Here is a 12,434-nt window from a genome sequence, read left to right as displayed (position 1 = left end):
TTCGGTTACGAGGTTTTATCGGCAAACTTTTTAGTTCCTTTAGCTCATAAAACCAGCAATCAAACATGACACATCCTAGTTCATTAAGCATAATAGCGCCCTGTGATTTTTCTTGGGTACTTTAATGAGCGATATTTGCGACGCAAACAAATTGAAACACCGATTTCGTGGCTACTTTCCGGTAGTGATAGATGTCGAAACCGCGGGCTTCAACTCTCAAACCGATGCGTTGCTGGAAATAGCCGTCACGCTACTGAAAATGGATGATGAAGGTGTGCTCGGGATTGATAAAACCCTGCATTTCAACATTGAGCCCTTTGAGGGTGCAAATTTAGAACCCGAGGCGCTGGCTTTTAATGGTATCGATCCCACCAATCCATTACGCGGTGCGGTCAGCGAAAAAGAAGCCTTTTTAGAAATATTTAAAGCCGTTAAAAAAGCCCAAAAGGCATCTGATTGTCACCGTAGTATTATTGTGGCGCACAATGCGGCCTTCGATCATGGCTTTGTGAGTAAGGCTATTGAACGTTGTGACTTAAAACGCTCTCCATTCCATCCGTTTGCCACTTTTGATACCGCGACGTTGGCAGGATTAGCGATTGGCCATACGGTATTAGCAAAAGCCTGTATTATGGCAGGCATCCCTTTTGACAATAAAGAAGCCCATTCTGCACTCTACGATACCGAGCGCACTGCTGAACTCTTTTGTTATATCGTCAACCGCTGGAAATCTTTAGGTGGCTGGCCACTCTTAGCCACCAACGGACCTGATGATTCGGATAGCGAAGCATAGCTTTACCAACAATTGCCTAAAACAAGAAAGCTGCCAAAAGGCAGCTTTCTTTTTACCTAACTAAAGGTTTACAAATTACAGAGAGCTTGCGTTTTCAGCTAAGTAAGCCGCAACACCTTCAGTGCTTGCGTTCATACCTTTGTCGCCTTTTTCCCAACCTGCTGGGCAAACATCACCGTGCTCTTCGTGGAATTGCAGTGCGTCGATCATACGCAGCATTTCGTCAACGTTACGGCCTAATGGCAGATCGTTAACCACTTGGTGACGTACCATACCTTCTTTGTCGATCAGGAATGAACCACGGAAAGCCACGCCAGCTTCTGGGTGCTCAACATCGTATGCTTTACAGATGTCGTGTTTAACGTCAGCAACTAAAGTGTATTTCACTTGGCCAATACCACCTTTTTCTACTGGGGTGTTACGCCATGCGTTGTGAGTGAATTGAGAATCGATAGACACACCGATCACTTCAACACCACGCTTAGTGAACTCTTCCATGCGGTGATCAAAAGCGATCAACTCTGATGGACAAACGAAAGTGAAGTCAAGTGGATAGAAAAATACCACTGCAGGCTTGCCTTTGATGGCTGCAGTTAAGTTAAAGCTATCTACGATTTCGCCAGAACCTAATACAGCTGCTGCAGTAAAATCAGGAGCCGGACGGCCTACTAATACGCTCATTTTATATCTCCATCTATGAGTTGAACTAACTATAAAAGTAAAACATCCCTTAAACACGCTTGCACATTTGTGCGAGTGTATTTGAGAGCGCTTACCAATCAAATCTTTAGGCATTATAAGTCGTGCGTTTTGCCTTACAACCTATTTAAGACCAATATCACATTTTTCAAGGGCATTTTGACGTTACTGCTTAAGGATAGAGCAATCTGTGCCATTGATAAGCGCTTTAGCCCACATTCATCTAACACTAAAAGCCCTCTGGATTCACATTTTCAGATATTTTTCAGATTAAGGCTCGGTAAACTGGACAGACACGGCCTTAGCAGTCGAAAATAACCCTTTTGGTTTACAGAATTAAGAATTTGTCTATGAATGCAGTCGTCATTGCTGTGTGTTTAATGTTAGCCCTTAGTTTGGCGAGGGTGAATGTAGTGGTCGCGCTCACCATCAGCGCCCTCGTTGCTGGTTTAGTAGGGGGAATGGATCTGCATCAAACGATTGATGCCTTCAATACAGGATTAGGTGGCGGCGCACAAATCGCCCTGAGTTATGCCTTATTGGGTGCATTTGCCGTAGCATTATCCCATTCAGGCTTGACGACGCTGATCTCCAACTCGATCATTAAAAGCCTTGGCCAAGAACCTAATCCGACCAACACTAATTGGGTGCGCTGGTTACTGCTGTTATCCCTGCTCGTGATGTCGATGGCCTCGCAAAATATCCTGCCGATCCATATCGCCTTTATTCCGATACTCGTGCCGCCACTGCTGCATGTGATGACCAAACTGCATATCGACCGCCGTCTAGTCGCCTGCGTATTGACCTTTGGTCTTGTGACCACCTACATGATTTTACCCGTGGGCTTTGGTGGTATTTTCTTAAATGATATTTTACTGTCAAACCTCACCAGCAACGGCTTAGTCGCTGTGCGTGACCAAATCCCCCCAGCCATGTTGATCCCCGCAGCGGGCATGGTGGTCGGTTTATTGATCGCAGTATTTGTTAGCTATCGCAAGCCGAGGGTATACGATGAAACTAAAGTGCTCAGTGCCGAGCCTGAAGAGACGCTCAATAAGCGCAATATCGCTATCGCAGCGGTAGCAATTCTTGCAACTTTATTTGTGCAGCTTGAGACGGATTCGATGATCTTCGGCGCTTTAGTCGGCTTTATGATCTTTAGTTTCTCTGGCGCACTAAAACACGTTGCTGACCAAGATATCTTTACTCAGGGCGTGCGCATGATGGCCAATATCGGTTTTATCATGATCTCCGCCGCAGGTTTTGCCGCAGTAGTGAAAGAAACTGGTGAAGTTGGCACCCTGGTTTCATCATTGAGTAGTCTGATTGGCGACAATAAAGCCCTCGCCGCCTTTTTGATGTTAGTCGTTGGACTATTAATTACTATGGGTATTGGCTCATCCTTCTCGACCATCCCGATTATTGCGACCATTTATGTGCCCTTGGGGCTAAGTTTTGGCTTTTCAGTACCCGCAACTATAGCGTTAGTCGGAACTGCTGCTGCGTTGGGCGATGCAGGCTCGCCAGCGTCGGACTCAACATTGGGTCCCACATCGGGTTTAAATGCCGATGGTCAGCACGACCATATCCGCGACAGCGTGATCCCCACCTTCATTCATTACAATATTCCACTGTTAGTATTTGGTTGGATTGCCGCCATGGTGCTCTAAGCGTAGGAAAGACATATAAACATAAGCAAAAGCGTGGTAATGCCACGCTTTTTTTATGATAGGGATTTAAGCATTGAGTATTAGAACGTTACCGCAAAACATCATTTTCATCATCGGATCTTTTTTGTGTCTTATCCGCGTATAACGCCTTATCTGCCGCCAGAAATACCGCCTCAAAGGATAGGCAATCCATTGAATCTGCGACACCGCAAGAAACAGTTAGCATATTTAAAAAATGTCGCTGCCGAATGTTATCTTTAAGTCTATCCGCAAGTTGTTGTGCTTTATCAATAGGACAGTTGGCTAAAATCACTACAAACTCATCACCACCAGTGCGGATAATAATGTCGTTTTCTCGAAAAACGGCTCGCATCGATTCGACAATTTGCATTATTGCCAAATCACCTAATTGATGACCATGTGTGTCGTTAATCGTTTTTATTTTATCGCCATCAATACAAATCACAGCATATTGAGACGCAGTTGCAGCCTTAAAAATAAGTGTTTCATAGATTTTTTTATTGTAGGTCTTAGTAAATGGATCCAACAGCATAGCTTCAGAAAATTGCTGACGCTCAGTACGTAACTGCTTGAGACGCATAAATTTAAGTTGGAAAATAATTGTTAAGCCCGACAGCAATAACCAAAGAGGCAGATATTGCATAAAAAACCTTAACGTACTGATTTTGTATGTTAAAACACTCTGATTATCTAAGTGATTACTCATAGCATAAAACAGAAAGTTGGGCGTGATCCGTATCCAAAAACTATCTCCGCTAATGACAATCTCAGTGCCATAAGCCGAGTTCTGAGTTTCAAACACTTTTCTTTGCATAAAATCCGTTGCCATAAATGATGTATCAGCAATCACATCTCCCCAAAGATGCTCAGGCGCATGTGAGGATGAAATGGGCGCCGCCATAGAAAGAATAATGTTTCCCGTTACTTCATCACGATAAGGAACAGACAGCACAATATCATCAACTAAGGAGTCAGCAGAGGCATCCTTACTGCAATAATGCAGCCGTTGGCAAAACTCATTGGTGAAAGAATTTTCGTGTATTAAGCGACTTTTCACCTCATCAGGAATCGTGGAGGCAAAATATAGCGCATTACTTTTGTATAGACCGATATATATAAACGCACTTCTGACAGGATTCTTATTATTTGAATATAAATAGTCAAAATAGCGCAGTATCAGCTCTTCTTCTGGTGATAAGGCTCCGCCTGAAGGCAATAATAAGCGGGAGGAATCAAGCTTAAATGGTGTAAGTAGCGCACTATCAAAATCAATAATATCGTGTAAAGATAAGCTCTTACCAAGCAACTCTAAATAACTTGGCACCACGTGTTTCGCCCGTACAAATTTGACAAATGCCCGGTGTTCTTTCTCTATTCGCAGGGGTAAAAGGACCAGCAGTAACACAACAAATATCAAGGTAGCCAATGAACAAGATTGGCGAACAAGTGACCAACTTAGTTTTGAAACCATCATAATCCCCGATGATGACCTGAGTTAAATCGATTTATTGCAAACCTACTGCGCCGCGCAAAACGCATTCTGTCAAAAATTAATCTTATCGTTAACTGTAGAACGAGTCGGCAAAAATGGAATCATAAAAAACAAAAAGGGAGCCTAAGCCCCCTTGTCAAATCGAGATAGCATTTAAGCCATCAGAACATTATTTAGTCCCAAAAATCTTATCGCCCGCATCACCTAAACCAGGCAGGATATAGCCCTTCTCGTTTAAGCATCTGTCGATTGCGGCAGTATACAGCTCAACATCCGGGTGAGCCGCTTCAAGGGCTTTGAGCCCTTCTGGCGCGGCAACTAACACTAAGGCTTTAATTGACGTACAACCGCGTTTTTTCAGCAGGTCGATAGTTGCAATCATCGAGCCACCAGTTGCCAGCATAGGGTCAACGATCAGCGCAATACGCTCGTTCATGTCGCTGGCCAGCTTTTCAAAATATGGCACAGGTTCTAGGGTTTCTTCGTCGCGGTAGATACCCACAACCGAAATACGCGCACTTGGAATATGCTCAAGTACACCGTCCATCATGCCTAAACCCGCACGCAAGATAGGCACAACAGTCACTTTCTTGCCTTTGATCTGATCCACATCTACCGGACCATTCCAGCCTTCAATCGTAACAGTTTCGGTTTCGAAATCTGCGGTAGCTTCATAGGTTAACAAGCTGCCGACTTCAGCGGCTAGCTCACGGAAACGTTTAGTGCTAATGTCACCTTCACGCATTAAGCCGATTTTGTGACGCACTAACGGGTGTTTAACCTCGACAACTTTCATTTTTCTCTCCTACTATTGTTCGCGAATTATCTTAGGCAAATTTTTCAGATTTTAGATGATTTGTTTATTGGGTAAAACATAAAGTTTTTCCATTCGGACTAATCGTGAGCAATATCGCAAGAATTATTGCTTATCGCTTAAGATACGCCCACTAACACACTATTTTATGACCAATCACTAGATTGAAAATGTGAAATATCCCCCTGTGAAGCTAAAAAAACTTCAGAGATACTGATAAATCCAAATCATGACTTTCGACCCCTAGCACAAGCTGATAGAATACCGCCGCATAAAAATCCAATAACGATGTACCCGAGAGGATCCTCCGTGAGCACTCCTACCCCACTGAGCTATAAAGACGCTGGCGTTGATATTGATGCTGGTAATGCACTGGTAAATAACATTAAAGCGGCTGTTAAACGTACCCGTCGTCCAGAGGTAATGGGCAACTTAGGTGGTTTTGGCGCATTGTGTGAATTACCCACTAAATACAAGCAACCTGTTTTAGTGTCAGGCACCGATGGTGTTGGTACTAAATTGCGTTTAGCTATCGATTACAAAAAACACGACACAGTCGGTATCGACTTAGTGGCCATGTGTGTGAACGATTTGATCGTTCAAGGCGCTGAGCCATTGTTTTTCCTCGATTACTATGCAACAGGCAAGCTCGATGTTGAAACAGCAACTTCTGTTGTTAACGGCATCGGCGAAGGTTGTTTCCAATCTGGTTGTGCGTTAATCGGCGGCGAAACCGCTGAAATGCCAGGCATGTATGAAGGTGAAGATTACGACCTCGCAGGTTTCTGTGTGGGCGTGGTTGAAAAGGCCGACATCATTGACGGGAGTAAAGTGGCTGCGGGTGATGCACTGATCGCCTTAGCTTCAAGTGGTCCTCATTCAAATGGCTATTCATTAATTCGTAAAGTATTAGAAGTCAGCCAAGCGGCCCCTCAACAGGATCTCAATGGCAAGCCATTGATCCAACATCTGTTAGAACCAACCAAAATTTACGTTAAATCATTGCTCAAGCTGATTGAAGCATCAGACGTGCACGCAATGGCACACATCACTGGCGGCGGTTTCTGGGAGAACATTCCTCGCGTACTGCCTGAAAACTGCAAAGCCGTTATCCAAGGTGATTCATGGCAATGGCCAGCTGTTTTCAATTGGTTAATGGAAAACGGTAACATTGCAGAATATGAAATGTACCGCACCTTTAACTGTGGTGTAGGCATGATCGTTGCGCTGCCAGCCGATAAAGTGGATGCCGCACTTGCGCTGCTTGCAGCGGAAGGCGAACAAGCATGGCTTATCGGTGCTATCGCTGCTCGCGAAGGTAATGAAGAGCAAGTGGAGATCCTGTAATGCCCCAAAGCTGTCGTGTAGTTGTATTAATTTCCGGAAATGGCAGTAATCTGCAAGCCGTTATCGACGGTTGTGACGATAATTTGCAAGCCGAAGTTGTCGGAGTGATCAGTAATAAACCCGATGCCTACGGCCTAGTTCGTGCCCATCATAGTGAAATTGATACCAGCTGCGTGATTGCTCGCACAGGTGAATCTCGCTCTGATTACGATGCACGGTTAATGGCTGCAATTGAACAATACCAACCGGATTTAATCGTGTTGGCTGGATTTATGCGCATTCTAACTGATGAATTCGTGAATCATTATTTAGGTCGCATGATCAATATCCACCCTTCATTGCTGCCCAAATTTACCGGATTACACACCCACCAACGTGCCATTGATGCCAAAGAAACAGAACATGGCGCAAGTGTGCATTTTGTTACCCCAGCGCTAGATGCTGGTCCGGTGATTTTACAGGCGAAAGTCCCAGTTTATGAAGACGATACCGCAGAGATGCTCGCTGCGCGTGTCCACGAGCAAGAGCATGCTATTTACCCCCTAGTGGTGAAATGGTTTAGCCATCAACGCCTAAAAATGCAAGACGGCCAAGCCTATCTTGATGGCACGCTCATCGGACCTAATGGTTACGCACCCGATTAATCTCTGAATATTTGAAGAAGAGACCTTAAAGGTCTCTTTTTTTTGGGCTATGACATACAAAACCATTGTTTTATGGACTAATGTGGCATTAGATAAGCTAACGAAAAGTGATTTTGTTCGGCATAAAAGAGATTATTAGATGAAAAATATTATCTGCGATATCGATGGTGTACTCCTGCACGACAATAAGCTGATCCCCGGCAGCGATAAATTTATCCAGCGCATTCTCGAGCAAGGCAACCCCCTCGTCATCCTCACAAACTATCCGGTACAAACGGGCAAAGATCTGCAAAACCGCCTTAGCGCAGCGGGGATAGACATCCCGGAGGAATGTTTTTATACCTCGGCCATGGCTACCGCCGACTTTTTAAAACATCAAGAGGGCAGTAAAGCCTTTGTGATAGGTGAAGGTGCCCTCACCCATGAACTCTATAAAGCCGGTTTTACTATTACCGACATTAATCCCGATTTTGTGATTGTTGGCGAAACCCGTTCCTACAATTGGGATATGATCCATAAGGCTGCCGGATTCGTCGCCCGTGGCGCCCGTTTTATCGCCACCAATCCCGACACTCACGGCCCCGCTTACAGCCCCGCCTGCGGCGCCCTGTGCTCCCCTATTGAGCGAATTACTGGCAAAAAGCCTTTCTACGTCGGTAAACCAAGCTCATGGATTATCCGCTCGGCGCTCAATCATATTGACGGTCACTCCGAAAATACCGTGATCATCGGCGACAATATGCGCACCGATATCTTGGCGGGCTTCCAAGCCGGACTTGAGACCATTCTGGTTACCAGCGGCGTAAGTAAGCTTGAAGATATCGATAAAGAACCTTTCCGCCCAAATCATGTTTTCGCCTGCGCGGGCGATATCGATGTCGTTTAAGCATCAAACTGCCAGCTTCTCAGCACCTTAGCGTGCTGAGAAACACCACTGACCTTAACATTAAGTAACATATTTGCCGTTGGACTTCCCTTGTACCCCATTGTCGCTTGATTCATGATAAGGCACGACATCCCCCTTTGATATTCGCGTTAAACACGCCCTAAAAATAACAGTAGGATCAACCTATGCGACGTTTGTATCCGTTTTGCGCACTAGCCTTGCTCAGTGCCTGTAGCCCCAACTCGGCCCAGCCCGATGCCAACAGTAGTGCCGCACTGAAACCCGTGCAAATGAATGAAGCACGTTTTAGAGACGATATTAAAAACCTGTCTTCCGATGAGTTTGAAGGCCGCGCCCCAACCACTCAGGGTGAAAAACTCACCTTGGATTATTTATCCAAGGCCTTTGCAGAGATGGGACTTAAAGGTGCTTACCAAGGTAGCTTTTTACAACCTGTGCCTATGGTGAGCTATACCGCCGATGAAGCACAGCAAGTCACGCTAGCAGGATTACCCCTTAAATACCGTCAAGATCTGGTGCTCAGTAGTCGCCATGATAACGGTGGTATTAACATTGAAAACGCGCCATTGGTATTTGTTGGCTACGGTGTTAATGCACCTGAATATGGCTGGAACGATTACCAAGATGTGGATATGAAAGGTAAAATCGCAGTCATCTTAGTGAACGATCCCGGTTTTGTCCGCCCAGACTCAGGCAAATTTAATGGCAAAGCGATGACCTACTACGGCCGCTGGAGTTATAAATTTGAAGAAGCTAGCCGCCAAGGCGCACTCGGCGCGCTGCTGATCCACGATACTGAGCCTGCATCTTATCCTTGGTCTGTCGTCGAAAACAGTTGGACGGGGCCACAACAGGATTTAGTGCACAGCAAAGCTGAGCAGGATAGCCGCGTCCAAGTTGAAGGTTGGTTAACCTTAGATACCGCCACAAAACTGTTTGAAAAGGCTGGCCTATCACTTCCTACTCTCATGGCTCGCGCTGCCGATAGCCCAATTAGCTTATCCCTAGAGCAAACGGCCAGCATCGCCTTTAAAAACAAAGCGGAATACGCCAACAGCTATAACGTCGTCGCCACCCTTCCTGGCACCAAGCAAGTAGATGAGCAAATCCTGTTTACTGGCCACTGGGACCATATTGGCAAAGATGACAGTAAAGAAGGCGATAAAATTTACAACGGTGCCATGGACAACGCATCGGGCATTGCGGGCATTTTAGAAATCGCCAGACAACTCGCCGATAACGCTAAACAGGGCCACGGCTTAGCTCGCTCGGTGACCTTTATCGCCACAACGGGCGAAGAACAAGGGTTGCTTGGCTCACGTTATTATGCCGCTAATCCTATCTACCCCATTGATAAAACCGTGGCAGTGCTAAACCTAGATAGCACCAATATCTATGGAAAAACCAAGGATTTCACTATCGTCGGTAAAGGCAAGTCCGAGCTTGAAAACTACTTAATCGATGCCGCCAAACAGCAAAACCGCATTGCTTTGGGTGAAAAGAATCCTGCATCGGGCGGTTTCTTCCGCTCTGACCACTTCAGCTTCGCCAAACTTGGCGTTCCTGCGGTCTTTGCCGGTGGCGGTAGTGAGCCAATCGATGCAGCAACCTCGGACTATAAGACCCAAATGCAGGCGACCATGAAGGGCTGCTATCACAATGTCTGCGATGAATATCATGAAGACTGGGATTTGAGTGGTGCGATTCAAGATCTGGAAATTTACTATCAAGTGACTCGCAGCTTAGGCAACAGCCAAGATTGGCCAGGCTACTATCAAGGTACTGAGTTTAACAGCCTGCGTCCTGCCAAAACAGAACTTGCCACGACCGCAAAGTAAGCGGCTTGAGCAAAGGGATTAATCGCTAAAAAATCTAATAAGGCACCTTGAAGGGTGCCTTATTATGTTATGAGTATTTTATGAGCCGCCCCACTTTACGCTCACTGTTGACCTTGACTGTAGCAACACGGGCAATGACTGCCGATAAGCCGTTCATAAAACCAGCAACATTTACACTTAGATCACTATCTTGCTCACATTTATCATGATTTTGCCAAAAACGGATTTTCTTGAGTGAACATTATGTATTTGCCAATATCCCGCCTTGTAATCAACACCAAAAAACACTTTGTTTATAAAAAAGCTGGAATAGTTAAATAAACTTCAATTAAAACCATTTAAAAGATAGATCAAACTCACCCAAAACACCTAATAACGAATAAATCATCAAAAATAAAATTTGGCAAAATCCCAAATCGCTGGCACATTGATACTCAATTGAGACATCCTCAAATGAAATACAGTGGTTTAGGAGTGGGATTATGTGTTCGATTTTTTCAATTTTAGATATTCAATCCGATGCGAAAGAGCTACGCCAAGTGGCACTGGAAATGTCCAAACTGATGCGCCATCGAGGCCCAGATTGGTCAGGCATTTACGCCAGCGATAAAGCGATTTTGGCACATGAGCGCTTGGCGATTGTCGATATTGAACACGGTGCGCAGCCACTGTTAACCGAAGACGGCAGCCTTATCCTCGCGGTCAACGGTGAAATCTATAACCACAAAGAACTCAAAGCCCAACTCGGCGATAAATACAGCTATCAAACCAATTCAGATTGCGAAGTCATTCTAGCGTTGTATCAGGAATATGGTACTGAATTTCTTGATAAATTAAACGGTATTTTCGCCTTCGTACTCTACGACAAAGCCAAAGACGCTTATCTTATTGGCCGCGATCATATGGGTATCATTCCGCTCTACACGGGTCGAGATGCGGCAGGTAACTTCTATGTCGCCTCCGAAATGAAAGCACTGATGCCAGTGTGTAAAACGGTGGAAGAATTCCAGCCGGGCCAATACTTATACTCAAGCGATGCTGCGGCAGTGAAATACTACACCCGCGATTGGCAACAGTATGATGCAGTTAAAGATAACGGCGCCAGCCAAGAAGAATTGCGTGAAGCTCTAGAAGCCGCGGTAAAACGTCAATTGATGTCCGATGTACCTTACGGGGTATTACTCTCTGGCGGTTTAGACTCATCAGTTATCTCGGCTATCACCCAGACATTTGCTAAACGTCGCATCGAAGATGACGGTGAAACGGGCGCTTGGTGGCCGCAGCTACACTCCTTTGCTGTCGGTTTAAAAGGCGCTCCGGATTTAATCGCGGCCAAAAAAGTTGCCGATGCCATTGGAACGATTCACCATGAGATCAACTTTACCTTCCAAGAGGGTTTAGATGCGATTAAAGAAGTCATCTACCACTTAGAAACCTATGATGTGACCACCATTCGTGCTGCCACACCCATGTATCTGATGGCGCGTAAAATCAAGGCGATGGGGATCAAAATGGTGTTATCGGGTGAAGGTGCCGATGAACTCTTTGGCGGTTACTTATACTTCCATAAGGCGCCAAACGCGCAGGCCTTCCATGAGGAACTCGTGCGTAAACTGGATAAACTGCATCTGTTCGATTGTCTACGCGCCAACAAAGCCATGGCGGCGTGGGGATTGGAAGCCCGTGTGCCTTTCCTCGATAAGGAATTTATGGATGTGGCAATGCGCATTAACCCTGAGGCAAAAATGTCTAAGGATGGCCGGATTGAGAAACACATTCTGCGCCAAGCCTTTGAGCATAAATTACCTAAAGAAGTCGCCTGGCGCCAAAAGGAACAATTCAGCGATGGCGTAGGCTACTCTTGGATTGATGGTTTGAAGGCCCATGCCGCAGAACAGGTCGACGATTTGCAACTGGCCAACGCGAAGTTCCGCTTCCCGTATAACACGCCAGAAACCAAAGAGGCTTACTTCTATCGCTGTTTCTTTGAAGAGCATTATCCATTGCCAAGTGCTGCCGAAACGGTTCCTGGTGGCAAGTCGGTCGCCTGCTCTACCCCAGAAGCGCTGGCATGGGATGAAAGTTTACGGGGTATTATCGACCCATCAGGCCGCGCCGTGCGCTCAGTGCATGCTGCCAGTTATTAACCACTGATATCCCATCCTAATAATAAAGCCACCCTCGGGTGGCTTTATTACCTTTAACGCTT

General features: G+C 45.6%; 10 protein-coding genes. 7 read left to right on the top strand and 3 right to left on the bottom strand.

The annotated features are described in order from the left end of the window. The first annotated feature begins 124 nt into the window (after positions 1 to 124). Positions 125 to 793, top strand: a complete 669-nt coding sequence (rnt, locus tag CEQ32_RS02675; protein WP_088585468.1) for a ribonuclease T — start codon at positions 125 to 127, stop codon at positions 791 to 793. A gap of 75 nt (positions 794 to 868) precedes the next feature. Here the strand turns inward: rnt and CEQ32_RS02670 are convergent, their stop codons facing one another. Continuing rightward, complete coding sequence (locus CEQ32_RS02670) at positions 869 to 1,474, bottom strand: peroxiredoxin (protein WP_011623136.1); 606 nt, start codon at positions 1,472 to 1,474, stop codon at positions 869 to 871. A gap of 368 nt (positions 1,475 to 1,842) precedes the next feature. On the opposite strand from CEQ32_RS02670, the gene CEQ32_RS02665 reads away from it, so the two are divergent. Continuing rightward, entirely contained in the window at positions 1,843 to 3,162 is a 1,320-nt protein-coding gene (locus tag CEQ32_RS02665; protein ID WP_122040730.1) for a Na+/H+ antiporter family protein, read from the top strand. A gap of 88 nt (positions 3,163 to 3,250) precedes the next feature. On the opposite strand, the gene CEQ32_RS02660 is transcribed toward CEQ32_RS02665, so the two are convergent. Both CEQ32_RS02660 and upp read right to left on the bottom strand, forming a co-directional pair. Next, entirely contained in the window at positions 3,251 to 4,657 is a 1,407-nt protein-coding gene (locus CEQ32_RS02660; RefSeq protein WP_192959146.1) for a GGDEF domain-containing protein, read from the bottom strand. A 187-nt stretch (positions 4,658 to 4,844) separates the two neighbouring features. Beyond that, on the bottom strand, positions 4,845 to 5,471 hold the full coding sequence (upp, locus tag CEQ32_RS02655) for a uracil phosphoribosyltransferase (RefSeq protein ID WP_023267861.1): 627 nt from the start codon (positions 5,469 to 5,471) through the stop codon (positions 4,845 to 4,847). A 327-nt stretch (positions 5,472 to 5,798) separates the two neighbouring features. On the opposite strand from upp, the gene purM reads away from it, so the two are divergent. The 5 genes from purM (at position 5,799) to asnB (ending at position 12,372) form a co-directional block, all read left to right on the top strand. Continuing rightward, positions 5,799 to 6,836, top strand: a complete 1,038-nt coding sequence (purM, locus tag CEQ32_RS02650; RefSeq protein WP_088585466.1) for a phosphoribosylformylglycinamidine cyclo-ligase — start codon at positions 5,799 to 5,801, stop codon at positions 6,834 to 6,836. Next, the gene (gene purN, locus CEQ32_RS02645; protein ID WP_037427506.1) at positions 6,836 to 7,480 is read left to right on the top strand and encodes a phosphoribosylglycinamide formyltransferase; all 645 of its coding nucleotides are present in this window, start codon (positions 6,836 to 6,838) and stop codon (positions 7,478 to 7,480) included. The genes purM and purN overlap by 1 nt, the downstream gene beginning before the upstream one ends. A 139-nt stretch (positions 7,481 to 7,619) precedes the next feature. Next, positions 7,620 to 8,366 (top strand): HAD-IIA family hydrolase, encoded by a 747-nt coding sequence (locus tag CEQ32_RS02640; RefSeq protein ID WP_088585465.1) that lies wholly within the window; start codon positions 7,620 to 7,622, stop codon positions 8,364 to 8,366. 185 nt (positions 8,367 to 8,551) lie between these two features. Then, on the top strand, positions 8,552 to 10,225 hold the full coding sequence (locus CEQ32_RS02635; RefSeq protein ID WP_088585464.1) for a M28 family metallopeptidase: 1,674 nt from the start codon (positions 8,552 to 8,554) through the stop codon (positions 10,223 to 10,225). 482 nt (positions 10,226 to 10,707) lie between these two features. Next, on the top strand, positions 10,708 to 12,372 hold the full coding sequence (gene asnB / locus CEQ32_RS02630; protein ID WP_037427511.1) for an asparagine synthase B: 1,665 nt from the start codon (positions 10,708 to 10,710) through the stop codon (positions 12,370 to 12,372). Positions 12,373 to 12,434 lie beyond the last annotated feature (62 nt).

This window comes from Shewanella sp. FDAARGOS_354 (genome assembly GCF_002209245.2).
GTDB lineage: Bacteria > Pseudomonadota > Gammaproteobacteria > Enterobacterales > Shewanellaceae > Shewanella > Shewanella xiamenensis.
The sequence above is the reverse complement of the archived record's forward strand: the minus strand, read 5'-3'. Positions and strand labels throughout refer to the sequence as shown.

What these genes read in the sequence shown, in the direction of transcription:
- purN (WP_037427506.1), top strand. Translation starts at nt 6,836, where the DNA reads ATGCCCCAAAGCTGTCGTGTAGTTGTATTAATTTCCGGAAATGGCAGT.
- upp (WP_023267861.1), bottom strand. Translation starts at nt 5,471, where the DNA reads ATGAAAGTTGTCGAGGTTAAACACCCGTTAGTGCGTCACAAAATCGGC.
- asnB (WP_037427511.1), top strand. Translation starts at nt 10,708, where the DNA reads ATGTGTTCGATTTTTTCAATTTTAGATATTCAATCCGATGCGAAAGAG.
- CEQ32_RS02665 (WP_122040730.1), top strand. Translation starts at nt 1,843, where the DNA reads ATGAATGCAGTCGTCATTGCTGTGTGTTTAATGTTAGCCCTTAGTTTG.
- CEQ32_RS02640 (WP_088585465.1), top strand. Translation starts at nt 7,620, where the DNA reads ATGAAAAATATTATCTGCGATATCGATGGTGTACTCCTGCACGACAAT.
- CEQ32_RS02635 (WP_088585464.1), top strand. Translation starts at nt 8,552, where the DNA reads ATGCGACGTTTGTATCCGTTTTGCGCACTAGCCTTGCTCAGTGCCTGT.
- rnt (WP_088585468.1), top strand. Translation starts at nt 125, where the DNA reads ATGAGCGATATTTGCGACGCAAACAAATTGAAACACCGATTTCGTGGC.
- CEQ32_RS02670 (WP_011623136.1), bottom strand. Translation starts at nt 1,474, where the DNA reads ATGAGCGTATTAGTAGGCCGTCCGGCTCCTGATTTTACTGCAGCAGCT.
- CEQ32_RS02660 (WP_192959146.1), bottom strand. Translation starts at nt 4,657, where the DNA reads ATGATGGTTTCAAAACTAAGTTGGTCACTTGTTCGCCAATCTTGTTCA.